Origin of the sequence: Xanthomonas sp. LMG 12462, assembly GCF_009192885.1 — a bacterium.
Taxonomy (GTDB): domain Bacteria; phylum Pseudomonadota; class Gammaproteobacteria; order Xanthomonadales; family Xanthomonadaceae; genus Xanthomonas_A; species Xanthomonas_A sontii.
In genome coordinates this window covers 19,760-34,158 of record NZ_NMPP01000019.1, presented here as the reverse complement: position 1 = coordinate 34,158, position 14,399 = coordinate 19,760, and the positions used below count along the sequence as shown (strand labels likewise).

The window sequence follows — 14,399 nt, the reverse complement described above, 5'->3', positions numbered from 1 at the left end:
AAGTAAACATGGCAAAGCCGAGAAGAAAAATAGACACAGCCACGGCGTCTATCTTTGAAGACGACTATCTGGTGCGCACTCTTGGACGCATCGCACACGATCCGGAGATTGCGCTCACCGAACTTGTGGCCAATGCCTGGGATGCCGGTGCATCGCTGGTGGATCTGACCATTCCGCCGACGCGCGAACTAGCTTTGACTGTCGTAGATGACGGTCACGGTATGAGCGCTCTTCAATTCAAGGGGCGCTGGATGAGGCTCGGCTATGACCGTATCAAGCACCAAGGCTCGAATGTTGAGTTCCCCGCGGAGCGCAAGGGCTGGCGGCGTAAGGCCTATGGCCGCAACGGGGTTGGTCGCCATGGACTGCTGTGCTTTGCTAGTCAGTACTCGGTGGAAACCTGGCGTGATGGAAAAGGTGCAGGCTTTGAGATCGGAACACAAAGCCAAGAGAGCCCTTTTCGCATCGAAAAGGAAACATCGTTCTTACGGGACGGGCATGGTACGAAGCTCTCTGTAGTGGTGGAGCACCACTTGCCAGATCCTGACAAGATTCGTGAGGTCCTCTCTGCGCGATTTCTACACGACCCGCAATTCGTAGTTCGTGTCAACGGTCAATCGGTATCGCTGGCCGATCAGACTGGTCTGGTCGAGAGGGCAGACTTGGACATCAAGGGCCTCCCTCCAGCTGAGGCTTATGTTGTCGACTCAACTCGTGCGGCCAAGTCGACTCTTTACCAGGGCATTGCTTTTTGGGTGAACGGCCGGCTTGTTGGGACTCCTGGTTGGGTCGTGGGGGCCGAAGCTGTGATCGACGGACGTGCGCGCTTTGCCAAGCGCTACTCAATCGTCATCAAGACCGACGATGGCTGGATGGGAGAAATCGAGCCGGATTGGTCTCGTTTTAAAGCTGGACCAAAGGCAGACACCTTGTTTGGGGCGGTACGTCACTATGCACAACGCGTCTTCGCATCCCTCTCATCAACTTTGGTTGAGGAAAGTTCAGAAGAGGCGCTGGTCCGCAATAGAGAGCAATTCAAGGAACTCTCCCAACTAGGCAGGGCAGAGGTGGCAACTTTCACCCGCGAACTCGTGAAGTCGACACCCATGGTTTCACAAGATGTCTTGTCTGCTGCGGTGCAAGCACTGATCAACTTGGAGAAGGCTAGGGGCGGGGCTGCATTGCTCGAAAAGCTTACAAAGCTGGATGAGTCAGACATCGAAGGTCTCGATCGGTTATTGGGTCAATGGACAGTGCGTGACGCACTTTCGGTTCTTGACGAGATCGACCATCGGCTGGCAGTGCTTGTCGCAATCGAAAAGCTCTGCGGGGACGAGACGGCCGATGAGCTTCACACCCTTCATCCATTAGTTACTCAAGCTAGATGGCTCTTTGGCACAGAGTTCGATAGCAGCGAATACGCCTCGAATGTGAGCCTGCGCACGGCGGCGGAGAAGGTGTTTAAAAAGCGAGTGTCCGCGGAGGCTTTCGTCAACCATAAGCAGCGGCCAGACATCATGATGTTGGCTGACGCAACCTGTTCGATTGTTGGAACGGAAGGCTTTGATCCTGCCGACTCTAACCTTGCGAAGATCCAGAGCGTCTTAATCATCGAGCTTAAGAAGGGAAAATCGGTGATCGGCCGTGACGAGATGACCCAGGCCGATGGCTACGTACAGGACTTCCTGTCCAGTGGGGCATTGGATGGTACGCCGATGTTCCGGGCATTCGTTGTTGGGCATGAGATCGCACCAAAGACCACAAAGGAGAAGGAACTCCGTGAAGAAGGGGTACTCCGAGGTCGCGTGGTCGCGGCCACCTATGGTCAGCTCACACGAACTGCCCATCAGAGGCTATTTCGGCTAAAGGAACGGATTCCGGCGCGGTACGAAGACGTGTCAGGCGCAGACCTGTCGGCGAAGGTCATGCAGACTGCAACACAGGCTCCGCTTGCGTTGCCCAAGTGAGTCATGCTGCAGTTGGCCTTCGCGTGCTCAGCCACACTCAAGGCTGATCCTCGCCGCTACGCGGTGATGCACGCGCAGACATACGGCGAGGTAGTCGATATCCTGGTGTTGATCCCGCACATGCTAGAGGCGTTCATCGCAGGTGATCTGGGATTCAAGCGGGGCACGGGGAGCAACACTCGATCGTCTAGAGCGTGTTATGAACTTTGCTCCTCGGAGTGGAAGTCAAAGTAGAGTCTGCGGATGCCTCGCAAACCCTACCCGACGGATGTCAGCGATGAAGAATGGAGCTTCGCTGCGCCCTACTTGAGCCTGATGGACCAGCGCGCGCCCCAGCGCGAGCACGATCTGCGCGAAGTCTTCAACGCGCTGCGCTGGCTGGTGCGCGCGGGCGCGCCTTGGCGAATGCTGCCCAACGATCTACCTCCTTGGGAGGCGGTCTACCAGCAAACCCGACGCTGGCTGGAAGCGGGCTGCTTCGAGGCGATGGTGTCGGACCTGCGCTCCATCATCCGCGTGGCGCAAGGGCGCCAGGGACAACCCAGTGCCATGGTGATGGATGGGCGGACATTGCAGTCGAGCTGCGAGAGCGGACCGCGTGCGGGTTACGACGGCTACAAGCGCAAGCGGGGCAGCAAGGTTCACATGGCCGTGGACACCCTGGGGCATCTGCTGGCGGTGCATGTCACGCCGGCCAATGAGCAGGAAAGAGCGCAAGTGCAGCGTCTGTGCGAAGACGTACAGCAGGCCACGGGCCACTCGGTGAAGCTGGGCTGGGCGGACCAGGGCTATACGGGCGAGGTGGCAGCAGAGGCTGCAAGGGACAACGGCATCGATCTGCAGATCGTGAAGCTGCCCGAAGCGAAAAAGGGCTTCGTGCTGCTGCCCCGGCGCTGGGTGGTGGAGCGCAGCTTCGGCTGGCTGGCGAGATTCCGCAGACTCACGCGGGACTACGAGCGCCTACCCGAAGTGCTCGGCGGGCTGCATTTCCTGGTCTTTGCCGTGCTCATGTTGCCTGCAGCCGCACGGGTGCTGGCTGCGGCGGGAAGTTCATAACACGCTCTAGCCACGCGTTCACGCCAAGATAGTTTGGATAAGTTTTAATTATCGTATTCAAAATATGATTGGTGATTTCATATCAAGTTGCTTCTTCTTGGGGAAATTATAAAAGTCGTAGTATGGCTGCGACTGCTTCAAGGAAGCTAGATGCGCTCTACACCCGGTTGGCGCCGGGGACGCCGCTGATCTCGGAGGATTTGGCAGCGCTGGGCATCTCCGCCGACCTGTCCGTCCAATACGTCCGGGCAGAATTGCTCATGCGCCTGGCGCGCGGCCCCCTGTATCCATACCAGTCATTGCGAGGCTCAGGGTTTTGTAGGTTAACTGTTCCTGCATCCGTGCGGCCGCGCTTCGTTGTAATCCCGGCGCCACAGGCAATGACCTCCTGGCTTGGGCTAAGTCTCGAACCGGTTCTCGTTGAGGCATTCGTCCCTGAACCGGCCGTTGAAGCTCTCGATATAGGCGTTCTGGGTGGGCTTTCCCGGCTGAATCAGGATGTGCTCGATACCTCGCGCCTGCAGCCAGGCCATGAAGGCCCGGCAGGTGAATTCGGGGCCGTTGTCGGTCCGGGTGGCCTGCGGGTAACCCTCTGAAGCATGCCGCCCGCTCCAGCACCCGCGCGACGTAGGCTCCGGGCATCGACAGATCCACTGCGATATCGATGCACTCGCGGGTGAAGCCATCGGTGATGGTCAGGCATTTGATTCGCCAGCCATTGGCCAGTGCGTCGCTGACGAAGTCCAGGCTCCAGGTCTGGTTGGCCCGCATGGCGGCAACCAGCGGTGTCCGCTCACCGCGGTAGTTCCTAGCCTTGTTGCGCCGGCGTACCGCCAGGCCCCGCCCCCGGTAGAGGCGATACACCTTCTTGTGGTTGGTGCCTGGAAACTCGCTGCGCAGCATGTCATGCACACGGCGATACCCGAAGCGCCGCCGCTGCACGGCCACGGCGTGGATGCGCTCGCGCAGTCGGACTGTGCAAGCGTCCGGCTGCGTAGGGTGGCGCTTACCTGCTCCAGGCATCGCTGGAGTGCGTCGCCTGTAGCCCCATCCTCGCTTGCGTAGCCTTACAGTGCTGTGATAGAGTTTTGCTACATTGATAGCAATAAAGCTATCTGCAAGCTTTAGGAGGATTTGTGGCACAACTAAACATTCGTATTGCAGATGCAGATAAAGAGGTCGCTGAAGACGTGGCAAGAGCTGCTGGCTTCAGTTTGGGTGAATACCTTGGAACTGTTGTGGCATATATGTCATCCCACCGAACATTGCCCATCGTGATCAAATTCAAGCCCGTGGCAATCAAGCCGGAGGAGATTTTTCAGCAGGCTATTGTGAAGTTTCGCAACGCCTACATGAAGATTGATCATCTTTGCGGGCAAGTGTTGCAGGAAGGGGAAATGAGTCCGCTTGAACTGGTTCGGCAGTGTGCTGGCTATATCGATGCCGCGCAGGATTTTTACGATAAACATGAGTCTCAGATCGCCTTGGCAGCTGGGCAGTTAGAAAAATTGCCCATTTCGTCGACGGAATATCACATGTTCGCTCGCTGTCGAGAGCATTTTCCTTACATTCCGGGATACTTACGGGCTGCCGTGCGCAAAGTCTACATGGATAACCGGCCCGTCAGACGCCAAGATATTTCTGAAATGCGAGAAGATCTGCAGCAGGCCGCAGTCCAGATCAACATTCTTCAGGAAATGGTTGAAGATGAGATCTCGGCCGGTGCGCGAAGTGCATTTTTCATCCGCGATGTCCAGGACGCTATCTATTGCGCCTCGATGGCCACGCGACCCGGTGAGGCGTACATGGTGTGCACGGCCTGGATGGCACGAATGGACAACCATGTACGTCAAGCCGACATCGAATTCCAGAGTCTTGGTGTGGTTGACGATCTGAAGGAGTTGGCCGTGATCTGGACAAAGCTTCGGGTACTTTCTGATGCTGTCCACGACTATCTTGATCGTACGTCTGAACCGATGAACGGTTTTGAAGTGCGATTCCTCGATGAAGTCGAATCGCTTACATCTGTATACATGTACCGTACATCGCCGCCCGAAAAGCAGGTTGCCGCTAACGCGGCTGCTGGTGCCAGTAAAGCCCGATGATGAGATGAAGAGCGTGGCGAGCTTCTGATCCGCAACCTGACTCGCACTCAACAAGACGAAGCGCTTTGAGTTTTTCGCAGCCGTCCCCTGCTGCATCGGTTCAGTGACCCGGGCGCTGGCGTTGTAGGCTTGGTCAGCGAGCAGCGCTTATGCAGACAGGTCTGGGCACATCCAGGTGGCGGTGCATGGACCTGTGCCGTCGTGGCGAGGCGGCTCGCCAGCCGGCCCTAAGTGCGCATCTCGCGATGCAGGCCGCCGCACTGGAAGTCGTTCACGGCGATGCCGACCAGGGCGATCTGGTGCAGGTGTGCCGCGCGTCGTCACCATTGTTGGCGGCTTCAGCTCCTGTGAGGCGAGTGCCAAGCGCTGGTCGAGGTACGATTGTCTGCGCTATTCTAGAGGTTGGTTGACTATTGGTTTCCAGCGCCGTCGCACCCTGAGGTCCTCCTTCTTCCGCACCAGTCAAAGCTCTTGTTGGGTGACGGTAAGCACGACGGTAATGGCCTATGTCGATCACTGCAAAATTCTTTAACCACGCGGACTTGCGAGCGTCGTTGATGATCGAGTGGGAGTGAGGTGACCTCCTTCGTGGGCGCCGCTGGCTGATCGGCGCGCCCTGAAGCAGGCTTGGCATTTCGGTAGTGTTCCCGCTCGCCTTCCAGCATCGCGTCCAGCAGGGCGCTGTCCGTCAGCTCGGTACTGCGTAGCTCCAGCGCCTGATACGGCGTGTCTTTCTTCGAAGAACCTCCCGCACCGTCAGCCCGGATGCGGCGATCGGCTCCACAAGTCGCTTCCGGCTTGGAGGTGTCTTGAGGTATTCGACGACCTGTGGGTGTGCTCCCGCGTGGCGGATCAGAGCGAGGTGTTGCGAAAGGTGCCGCATTCCGGGTTGTGGCAGATCACGGCCATCATGGCGCGGTCTTTGCCGCCTGGGTGGCTTCGACCGCGCCTGCGGCCGCCGCCAGTGCAGCGGCGGCCTGCGTATCCTTGCGCTCGCTGTAGCGGTCGACCAGGTAGTCGCTGCGGCCGCGCACCAGATAGGTGAACTTCACCAGTTCCTCCATGACGTCCACCACGCGGTCGTAGTACGCCGATGGTTTCATGCGGCCATTGGCGTCGAACTCCTGCCAGGCCTTCGGCACCGACGACTGATTCGGGATGGTCACCATCCGCATCCAGCGCCCAAGCAGGCGCAGCGCGTTGACCACGTTGAAGGATTGCGAACCACCGCAGACCTGCATCACCGCGAGCGTGCGTCCCTGCGTCGGGCGGACGCTGCCTTCCTGCAGGGGCAGCCAGTCGATCTGGTTCTTGAAGACCGACGACACCGCGCCATGACGTTCGGGGCTCACCCAGACCTGGCCTTCCGACCACAGCGAAGCGGCACGCAGTTCCTGCACCTTCGGATGGTCCGGGCCGACGGCATCGACCATGGGCAGGTCGTGCGGATCGAAGACGCGGGTCTCGGCGCCGAAGTAGTCGAGCAGCCGTTGCGCTTCCAGTGCCAGCTTTCGGCTGTAGGACTCTGGACGCAGTGATCCATACAGGATCAGGATGCGCGGCTTGTGCTCGGCATCGCCGGCGGCCAGGCGCGCGCGATCCGCTGCGGGCGCAAGCGTTGCATCCAGATTGGGAAGGTCCATGATCGATTGCCTGGGTTGATTAATTCAATTATTCTAAAATAATGGAACATTTGACCGCAACCAAGGCCTTGTCGGCATTGGGCCACGAGACCCGTCTGGCCATCTTCCGGCTGCTCGTCCAGGCCGGACCGGCGGGCAAGCTGGCGGGCGAGATCGCCAGCGCGCTGACCCTGCCGGGGCCGACCCTGTCCTTCCACCTGAAGGAGTTGGCTGCTGTCGGAATGATCCGCGCCGAGCAACGGGGCAGGACGGTCTGCTATCGCGCCGAGTTCGACACGATGACGCGCCTGCTCGATTACCTGACCGAGAACTGCTGCGGCGGCGACGCAGGTTGTGGAGAGCGACGGATTTGCTGACGCTTGACGATTCGATGCGGGATGGCTGCGACATGAGCGTGGGCACGGCTCATGCGGCGCCGACGGCGCATCGCCAGGCTGCCGCCAACCGCCGTGTCGTTCTTCTGCACATATCGAGGTGATGTCATGGACGTCGTGATCAGCCTGTCGCAGTTCGATCCGCAGACGGAAGAACTGCTGCAGTCCTCGGGGTTGCCGACCTCCGACCTGATCGCCGATCACGCGTCGCGACAGTTCCTTGCCGCGCGTCGGGATGGGCTAGTCGGTACGGTGGCTGTCGAATTCCATGGCGAACATGGCGTGCTGCGTTCGTTGTGCGTCGCGGACGGGCATCGCGGTGATGGCCTTGGGCGTCGGCTGGTTCGGGAGGCAGAGCGCCTGGCTGTGCAGCGTGAGGTGCTTGCCTTGTATCTGCTGACCACGACAGCGCAGGATGTGTTCGCCGCCATGGGCTACGTACAGTGCGACCGACGGCAGGTGCCGCCGCTGGTCGTGGCGTCGAGCCAGTTCGAACGCCTCTGTCCGTCCAGCGCCGTCTGCATGTCGAAGCGCCTGTGGTCCAGGCGCTGCCTCTCATCAACAAAGGAAGCCGGTGACCGTGACAGCGACCATCGTTTCGGCCAGTCCCGTGCATGCCCAGCGCATCGCGGACATCTACAACCACTACATCGCCAACACGTGCGTCACGTTCGAACTGGATGCCGTGACGTCGGCCGACATGGCCAGGCGCATTGAAGACGTCCAGAGCGTCGGCCTTCCGTGGCTGGTGGCGCTGGTGGGCGACGAGGTTGCCGGGTATGCCTACGCCACACAATGGAGAGCGAGAAAGGCGTACCAGCGTTCGGTGGAATCCACGATCTACCTGGCTGATGGGCATCGCGGGCGAGGGCTGGGCGCTGTCCTGTATGGCGCGCTGCTGGAAACACTGCGACGGCTGGAGTTGCACGCAGTCATCGGCGGTGTCGCTCAACCGAACGATGCAAGTGCCCGGCTGCACGAGGCGCTGGGGTTCAAGAAGGTCGCGCACTTCGAGCAGGTCGGTTACAAGCTCGGCCGTTGGGTGGATGTCGCTTACTGGCAGTTGCTTCTTCCAGTCGCGCCCCACGAAAACGGAGTCTGACTAACGCCGCTGGTAGACGTCGCCCTGAACCAAGACCTGATCTTGCTCCGGCGCCTCGTCGAAACGTCGATGCGCTTCGGCAATGGCGCGTTGATTCTCGTTCGCCCAATGGACCAGCGCCATGACCGGCTTCAATAGCGTGCGTCCAAGGTCGGTCAGTGCGTAATCGACGCGCGGAGGAATCGTCGGATACAGCGTGGGCGTGACCAATCCGTCGCGTTCCAGTCCGCGCAGGGTCAGCGTCAGCATGCGCTGGGAAATGCCGTCGATGCCACGCTTCAATGCGTTGAAGCGCTGCGGGCCGTTCGCCAGCGTGGCGACGATGTATAGACTCCACTTGTCGCCGATGCGATCCATGATCTGACGCGTCCCCAGGCAGCCACCCGCATCAGGTGCAGGAACGTCGACAGCTGGGTCGATGTGACCAGGTGACATCCGGTCACGCGTGTGCCGGCACGGCGCTGCGCTTGAATCGCGCATCGCCAGGACACGCCTCCCAGCGCAACTCGCCAGTGTAGCACCAAGCCATGTGCCCGTCGTCGTCCAGCGCGAACAGATGCAGCCAGCGATTGTCGAACAGCGCGCGAACCTGCGGATGGCGTTCGAGGATGTCGGTGATCGCCTCGGTCGGTGCTTCGATCAGCACCGACAGCCGCAGCGGTTCGTGGATCAGCCGTTCGCCGTCGTGGACCGACTGCCAGGGGAGTCCGCCGCGCAGCAGGCCGCCGTTGCCCTCGACCACGCCGATGCCGCCGGTGACGTTGTGCAGCAGCTTGTTGCCGGCGCCGAAGACCTCGGGCGCGACGGTCGAGCCGTAGTACTGCAGGCTGATCCAGCTGGCGACCACCACCGGGGCGGTCAGGATCAATTCCAGCACGCCGAAACCTTTGTCGCGCCGCCAATCGTAGTCGTGCAGGAAGGCGCGTCCCGCCAGGTCGCGTCCGGTCGTGCGCGCACGCGGCGCGGCGATGAAAGCCTGGCAGCTGGCCAGGGCCCATTCCGGGCGCAGCTCGGCCCAGTCGCGGGCGCGATGCGCGATGTCCTGGCTGCGCTGCGCGCGCGGTAGGCGCAGTGCCCGCTCGCCGCGCGCCAGCGTGCCGGCGGCGTGCAGCCAACGCGTCGCCTGGTCGAGGTCGGCGGTATGCGCGGGCGAAGCATGGTCGGAGCTGTAGAGCGTGACCGCATCGGTCGTGGTGTCGTGCAGGGCGCCGACGAACAGCGTGTCGGCGGGAATGGCGATGCCGCGCTCGGCAAGCCCGGCGCGCACCTCGGGGTCGTTGAGCAGCGCGGCGAGCAGCCGCGCGTTCACTTCGCCCGAGTAGCCGCCGCAGGCGCCGCAGTGCAGGGCGCTGGCGTGCGGATTGTTGACCACGTTTGCCCCGTGGCCGGCGATCACGACAAGTCGGGCGAACCCAGTGGTGAGCGACATCGCGGTGAGGATGCGCGTGGCCATGGCCAGTCGCGTGTCGAGGTCGAGCGCCTCGGCCGGGCGCGGCGCGGGATCGTTCGGCGCCGAGTGCCGCGTCAGTCCCAAGCCATCGCGCAGCAGCTTGGCGACGTAGATCGGGCCGGTGGCCTCGACGAAGGCGAACGAGGAAATGGCGGCCAGCTTGAAGCGCCCCCAGGCACGCTTCGCGCGGGCCGCGATCCGCGCGGCGAGGTCCGCCTCGGACATCGATGACGTCGCCGCTCCCGCGCAGGTGTGCACCGCTGGTGTCAGCAGCACCGGAAGGCGCGCTTCGACCACGTCCGAAGCGAAGCGCCGATGGCCGATGCCCAGCCCGAAGAAGCCGGCGAATCCGAGGGTCTGGATGCCCGCATCGAGGCTTTCCAGCGCGCGGCGGAACACTTCCGAGCGTACGTCGATGCAGAAGGCCATCTGCAACGTCATCCGGTCGGGGGCGACCGGGGCCGAGGCGGGCGCTGCAAGCACGCTGCCGAGCCGCCGCTGTGCGGCTCGTTCGGCCGCTTCCTGCAGGATGCTGTCGACGACGTCGTCCGAAGTCGCCGCCACCGGCGTGGCGTAAGCGGCGACGGCGCTCCGCCACTGCGGCGCGATCTCCGCACCGAATTTGCCCAGCAGGGCGGCTTCCCAGCTGATGCGGATGGCGAGCAGATCGGTCACGCAGGCATCGGTTCCGCCGCTCAACTCCGCTTGCCAGAGCCGATAGCGGGCGACCTGGCTCCAGCCGCCCAGCGTGGTCAGCAGGCGGTGGAAGTAGCCGTCCAGCGCGTCGGGCGCGAGGCCGAGGCGGGCGACGCCCTCGACGATCGCCTCTTCGGCAGTCGCTGGCGCGTCTGCCACCTGCTGGGCGAATCGGGTGAGTCCGGCGATTTCCGGCGTCAGATCGTGGGTCGCGACCAGCCGCCACGCGTTGTAGGCGCCGCCGGACTGCCCGGCGACCCACAGCGCCTGGCCCTGGTCGAAGTAGCTGGCGGCCCAGTGTCCGATGCGCTCTTCGACGATACCCGGCCAGTCGACCAGCGACGCATCGCGTGCCAGATCGGCGACGGTCGGGATCGCCTGCGGGGCAGGGCGCGTGGCTTCGATGACGAGCTTCAGTGCGGACACGCTCGGCGGACGCAGCGCCGCCGGCGCGTTGTGCCAGGCCGCCTGCAGATCCTCTTCGGCGATCTCGCCGGACTGCAGTCGCTGCGCATACCAGGCGCGCGGCATGGTCGCGGCGATGCCGGCGGCGCGCCGCAGCCGCGCCGCCGCGATCGGCAGCGGTTCGCCGGTCTGGCCGAGGAAGGGGTTGACCGCCACGCTCGAGGCGAGCGGCCAAAGCGGGGGAATGGCCCGAGCCGCACGCGCGGCGGCGGCGATGATCAGCTCGTGAGACAAGGACGGTGCGTCGGTGGTGGTCATCAGCATGGGGGGTGTCCTGGCGGTGAAGGGTCACGAGGTCTTGCGGACGGACCAGCCGCCGAGCAGGCGATCGAGCGTGGCGTTGGCATACAGGCCATTGGCGAGATGCACGCGCAGTCCGGCGGCGGCCGGGTGCGTCGCCCACAGCGGGAACAGCGCCTGCGCCACCGCCACCAGGCCGAAGCTCAGCACCGCCAGCGCCATCAGCGTCCACTCCAGCCGACCCGGCGCCGGCGTTGCCGGCAGCACGCCCGCAGTCAGCCATTCGGCGGCGGTCTGCAGCGCGAAGTAGCCGACCGCGGCGGCGCTGGCGTAGAGCGCGGTCTTTCGAGTGAGCGGACGCGGCGCGGCATCGGCCAGACCCTGGGCCAGCAGATAGGCGACACCGAAGATCAGGATGGCGCCCAGGGCCAGCGCCTGCGGCGACTTGTGCTCGAATCCGAAGGCGAACCCGAAGGCGGCGCCGATCCCGACATAGATCGCCAGCGCGATCAGGAAGGCGCGGCACACCGCCGCCCCATTGGGCACGGCGACCGGCCCGGGCCGGCGAATGGACGCCACCTGCTCGACGGCGCCGCCGGAGGCCAGGAAGGCATGGGCCTTGTAGAGGGAGTGCGCGACGATGTGCAGCAGCGCCAGCGGGAACAGCGCCAGCCCGCACTGCAGAATCATGAAGCCCATCTGCGCGACCGTGGACCAGGCCAGCGAGGTCTTGACCGCGGGCTGGGTCAGCATCACCAGCGCGCCGAACAGCGCGGTGAACCCGCCCAGCATGGCCAGCACGGCGAGCACGCCGGGGGCCGCCAGCATCAGGTCGGCGAAGCGGATCAGCAGGAAGCCGCCGCCGTTGACCACGCCGGCATGCAGCAGCGCCGACACCGGCGTAGGCGCCTCCATCATCTCGGTGAGCCAGCCGTGGGTGGGGAACTGCGCCGATTTCAGCACCGCGGCCAGCGCCATCAAGGCGGCCGCCGCGGTAAGGGCCCCGCCATGCTGGCCGTTCCGCGCCAGCGTGTTGATGGTGGCGATGTCGGTGGTGCCCAGGCTCTTCCAGACAAGCAGCGCCGCGCAGATCAGGGCGATGGCGCCGATGCTGGAGAACAGGCGCTTCTTGCGCGCGGCGCGTTGCGCGGCCACACGCTGGGGATAGAACAGCAGCAAACGATTGAGCGCGATGCTGGTGGCGATCCAGGCCACCACGACCTGGACCAGGTTGCCGGCCTGCACGAGCAGCAGCACCGCGGCGAGCGCGACGCACAGCCAGCCGGTGAAATAGCCCTGCCGCGCTTCGCCATCCAGATAGGTGCGGGTATAGCGCACCACGATCCAGCCGACGAAGGCGACCAGCAGCAGCATCGTGGTGCTCACCGCATCGAGCCGGACCGACAGGCCGATGCCGCTCCATCCGATCGATGCGCTGCCGCCGGCGCCGCGGGCGATCAGCAGCGCCAGCGAGGCGATGGCGACGAGCAGTGCGCCGAGCGCGGCACGTTCGGCGAAGGCGGGGAGGAAGCGGGGGCGTCGGCCGCTGCGGACAAAGCCGAACACGGCCGCGACCAGCAACAGGAGTGGGGCAGAGAGCGGCAGCAGATAGAGCGACAAGGCAATCCCCTTGGATCGAGCGCAGTGGCGGGCGGCGCCACGATAGCGATCGGCGGGGTCGAACAAAAATTCATTGTTTTCACGATATCGTTCGTTATTATCGAACAATGGCCGCTTTGAACTACAACCACCTGCGTTACTTCTGGGCCGTGGCCCACGACGGCAACCTGACCCGCACCGCCGAGCGGCTCAACCTCACCCAGTCCGCCTTGTCGGTGCAGATCCGCAAGCTGGAGGAGCGTCTGGGCCATGCACTGTTCGAGCGGCGCGGGCGGCAATTGCACCTGACCGAGGCGGGGCAGATCGCGCTGGACCACGCCGATGCGATCTTCGCCACCGGCGACGAACTGCTGGGCACGCTGCGGCAGACCGGCGCCGCGCGGCAGGCGCTGCGGGTCGGCTCGCTGGCCACGCTGTCGCGCAACTTCCAGCTGGAGTTCCTGCGGCCGCTGCTCGGCCGAACCGATATCGACCTGATCCTGCGCTCGGGCAGCGCCGGCGAACTGCTGCGGGCGCTGGAGGCGCTCAATCTCGACGTGGTCCTGCTCAACCAGGCGCCGGCCACCGACGCGCTGACCCCGTTCGTGACCCATCGGCTCGCCGAGCGCCCGGTCAGTTTGGTGGGCACGCCGGACCGGTTGGGTCATGCCGCCAGCATCGCCGATCGGCTTCGCCAGCATCCCATCATCCTGCCGACGGTGGACAACAGCGTGCGCGCGGGATTCGACGCCCTGGCCGATCGCCTGGGCGTGCGCCCGCAGATCGTGGCGGAAGTGGAGGACATGGCGATGATGCGCCTGCTGGCGCGCGAGGACATCGGCCTGGCCGTGCTCCCGCCGATCGTGGTCAAGGACGAGATCGCCGCCGGCGTGCTGGTGGAGGGCGATCAATTGCCGGACATCGTGGAGACCTTCCACGCCGTGACCATGGCGCGGCGGTTTCCCAATCCGTTGGTGCGGCTCCTGCTGCAGCCCACCGCTGCGCCAGCAGATTCCTAGCGCCAGCGACGGACGTGGCAATGCCGCCGCCGATCCGTCGCCGGCGGTCGCTGGGTGGCGGCCGACCCGCCCAAGGCACCGCGACAGCACATGCCGAAGTTCAGCAGTCACGTCGTGCGGAGCCTTGGGGGGCAGGTCGAGGGACACGACGTGGCGCGGGCTATTTGACAACATGCTGTCAAATAGACAGGATGATGCATGGCTGCGGAAAACCTTCCCTTGCTGGTTCGCGAGCTGGTGCTGGCGGTGTTCGCCACCAACGGCCGCCTGGTCGACATGGGCAACCGGTTGGTGCGCCCGATCGGGCTGACCACCGCCTGGTGGCAGGTGCTCGGTGCGCTGGGCTACTCGCCGGTGCCGCTGCCGGTCGCGCATATCGCCCGCAACATGGGCCTGACCCGGCAGGCGGTGCAGCGTGTGGTCGAGTTGCTGGCCGAACACGGGTGCGTCGTATTCGAGACCAATCCGCACCATGCGCGCGCCAAGCTGGTGGTGTTGACGCAGGCAGGACGCGCAGCCCTGGGCGCCGCCGAAGCCGCTGTCGCGTCGCTCGACCAGCACCTGATCGACCGACTGGGTGCCGAGCGCGTCAGGACCGCCATCGCGGTGCTCCTGGACATGCGCGACGCCCTCGACCAGTCGCTGGCCGAATGAAGCGCGCAAGCCTGCGCGCGGCAGGATTC

The 14,399-nt window shown here is 63.8% G+C and carries 13 protein-coding genes and 3 pseudogenes; 10 read left to right on the top strand and 6 right to left on the bottom strand.

From position 1 onward, the window contains the following. Nucleotides 1–8 precede the first annotated feature (8 nt). From CEK69_RS06435 to CEK69_RS21405, 4 genes and pseudogenes are all read left to right on the top strand, one after another. A complete protein-coding gene (locus CEK69_RS06435) occupies nucleotides 9–1,967 on the top strand; it encodes an ATP-binding protein (RefSeq protein ID WP_152244517.1) in 1,959 nt (652 codons plus the stop codon). A gap of 3 nt (nucleotides 1,968–1,970) precedes the next feature. Next, nucleotides 1,971–2,201 carry a DUF2274 domain-containing protein gene (locus tag CEK69_RS06430; protein WP_152244516.1) on the top strand — a complete coding sequence of 77 codons (231 nt, stop codon included), beginning with the start codon at nucleotides 1,971–1,973 and terminating at the stop codon, nucleotides 2,199–2,201. A gap of 9 nt (nucleotides 2,202–2,210) precedes the next feature. Beyond that, entirely contained in the window at nucleotides 2,211–3,023 is an 813-nt protein-coding gene (locus CEK69_RS06425) for an IS5 family transposase (protein ID WP_152244515.1), read from the top strand. A gap of 122 nt (nucleotides 3,024–3,145) precedes the next feature. Continuing rightward, nucleotides 3,146–3,250, top strand: a pseudogene (locus CEK69_RS21405) (hypothetical protein); the annotation flags it as partial. 174 nt (nucleotides 3,251–3,424) lie between these two features. Here the strand turns inward: CEK69_RS21405 and CEK69_RS21225 are convergent. Continuing rightward, nucleotides 3,425–3,983: pseudogene (locus tag CEK69_RS21225) on the bottom strand (IS3 family transposase); the annotation flags it as partial. Nucleotides 3,984–4,159: 176 nt separating this feature from the next. On the opposite strand from CEK69_RS21225, the gene CEK69_RS06405 reads away from it, so the two are divergent. Next, a complete protein-coding gene (locus tag CEK69_RS06405; protein ID WP_152244513.1) occupies nucleotides 4,160–5,128 on the top strand; it encodes a hypothetical protein in 969 nt (322 codons plus the stop codon). A 659-nt stretch (nucleotides 5,129–5,787) separates the two neighbouring features. On the opposite strand, the pseudogene CEK69_RS21220 reads toward CEK69_RS06405, so the two are convergent. Together CEK69_RS21220 and arsH are read right to left on the bottom strand one after the other, a co-directional pair. Further along, nucleotides 5,788–6,040: pseudogene (locus CEK69_RS21220) on the bottom strand (ArsC/Spx/MgsR family protein); the annotation flags it as partial. After that, a complete protein-coding gene (gene arsH, locus CEK69_RS06400) occupies nucleotides 6,037–6,771 on the bottom strand; it encodes an arsenical resistance protein ArsH (protein ID WP_152244512.1) in 735 nt (244 codons plus the stop codon). The gene arsH and the pseudogene CEK69_RS21220, both read right to left, overlap by 4 nt. Nucleotides 6,772–6,812: 41 nt before the next feature. On the opposite strand from arsH, the gene CEK69_RS06395 reads away from it, so the two are divergent. From CEK69_RS06395 to CEK69_RS06385, 3 genes are all read left to right on the top strand, one after another. Then, entirely contained in the window at nucleotides 6,813–7,127 is a 315-nt protein-coding gene (locus CEK69_RS06395; RefSeq protein ID WP_017914549.1) for a metalloregulator ArsR/SmtB family transcription factor, read from the top strand. A 126-nt stretch (nucleotides 7,128–7,253) separates the two neighbouring features. Then, nucleotides 7,254–7,862 (top strand): arsenic resistance N-acetyltransferase ArsN2, encoded by a 609-nt coding sequence (gene arsN2 / locus CEK69_RS06390; protein WP_226975062.1) that lies wholly within the window; start codon nucleotides 7,254–7,256, stop codon nucleotides 7,860–7,862. Further along, on the top strand, nucleotides 7,756–8,247 hold the full coding sequence (locus tag CEK69_RS06385) for an arsinothricin resistance N-acetyltransferase ArsN1 family B (RefSeq protein WP_226975061.1): 492 nt from the start codon (nucleotides 7,756–7,758) through the stop codon (nucleotides 8,245–8,247). Before arsN2 ends, CEK69_RS06385 begins: the two co-directional genes overlap by 107 nt. Here CEK69_RS06385 and CEK69_RS06380 read toward each other — a convergent pair whose 3' ends face one another. The 3 genes from CEK69_RS06380 to CEK69_RS06370 all read right to left on the bottom strand — a co-directional run bounded on the left by CEK69_RS06380 (nucleotide 8,248) and on the right by CEK69_RS06370 (nucleotide 12,718). After that, nucleotides 8,248–8,604, bottom strand: a complete 357-nt coding sequence (locus CEK69_RS06380) for a helix-turn-helix domain-containing protein (protein ID WP_017914547.1) — start codon at nucleotides 8,602–8,604, stop codon at nucleotides 8,248–8,250. Between the two features lie 82 nt (nucleotides 8,605–8,686). Continuing rightward, nucleotides 8,687–11,122, bottom strand: a complete 2,436-nt coding sequence (locus CEK69_RS06375) for a DUF2309 domain-containing protein (RefSeq protein WP_152244510.1) — start codon at nucleotides 11,120–11,122, stop codon at nucleotides 8,687–8,689. Between the two features lie 24 nt (nucleotides 11,123–11,146). Next, nucleotides 11,147–12,718, bottom strand: coding sequence for a proton-conducting transporter membrane subunit (locus tag CEK69_RS06370; RefSeq protein WP_152244508.1), 1,572 nt, complete (start codon nucleotides 12,716–12,718; stop codon nucleotides 11,147–11,149). Between the two features lie 107 nt (nucleotides 12,719–12,825). Between CEK69_RS06370 and CEK69_RS06365 the strand changes: the two genes are divergently transcribed. Both CEK69_RS06365 and CEK69_RS06360 read left to right on the top strand, forming a co-directional pair. After that, a complete protein-coding gene (locus tag CEK69_RS06365) occupies nucleotides 12,826–13,716 on the top strand; it encodes a LysR family transcriptional regulator (protein ID WP_017913843.1) in 891 nt (296 codons plus the stop codon). Nucleotides 13,717–13,914: 198 nt separating this feature from the next. Continuing rightward, nucleotides 13,915–14,370 (top strand): helix-turn-helix domain-containing protein, encoded by a 456-nt coding sequence (locus tag CEK69_RS06360; protein WP_193313918.1) that lies wholly within the window; start codon nucleotides 13,915–13,917, stop codon nucleotides 14,368–14,370. The last annotated feature ends 29 nt before the right edge of the window (nucleotides 14,371–14,399 follow it).

What these genes read in the sequence shown, in the direction of transcription:
- CEK69_RS06360 (WP_193313918.1), top strand. Translation starts at nt 13,915, where the DNA reads ATGGCTGCGGAAAACCTTCCCTTGCTGGTTCGCGAGCTGGTGCTGGCG.
- CEK69_RS06375 (WP_152244510.1), bottom strand. Translation starts at nt 11,122, where the DNA reads ATGCTGATGACCACCACCGACGCACCGTCCTTGTCTCACGAGCTGATC.
- CEK69_RS06365 (WP_017913843.1), top strand. Translation starts at nt 12,826, where the DNA reads ATGGCCGCTTTGAACTACAACCACCTGCGTTACTTCTGGGCCGTGGCC.
- arsH (WP_152244512.1), bottom strand. Translation starts at nt 6,771, where the DNA reads ATGGACCTTCCCAATCTGGATGCAACGCTTGCGCCCGCAGCGGATCGC.
- arsN2 (WP_226975062.1), top strand. Translation starts at nt 7,254, where the DNA reads ATGGACGTCGTGATCAGCCTGTCGCAGTTCGATCCGCAGACGGAAGAA.
- CEK69_RS06395 (WP_017914549.1), top strand. Translation starts at nt 6,813, where the DNA reads ATGGAACATTTGACCGCAACCAAGGCCTTGTCGGCATTGGGCCACGAG.
- CEK69_RS06430 (WP_152244516.1), top strand. Translation starts at nt 1,971, where the DNA reads ATGCTGCAGTTGGCCTTCGCGTGCTCAGCCACACTCAAGGCTGATCCT.
- CEK69_RS06380 (WP_017914547.1), bottom strand. Translation starts at nt 8,604, where the DNA reads ATGGATCGCATCGGCGACAAGTGGAGTCTATACATCGTCGCCACGCTG.
- CEK69_RS06435 (WP_152244517.1), top strand. Translation starts at nt 9, where the DNA reads ATGGCAAAGCCGAGAAGAAAAATAGACACAGCCACGGCGTCTATCTTT.
- CEK69_RS06425 (WP_152244515.1), top strand. Translation starts at nt 2,211, where the DNA reads ATGCCTCGCAAACCCTACCCGACGGATGTCAGCGATGAAGAATGGAGC.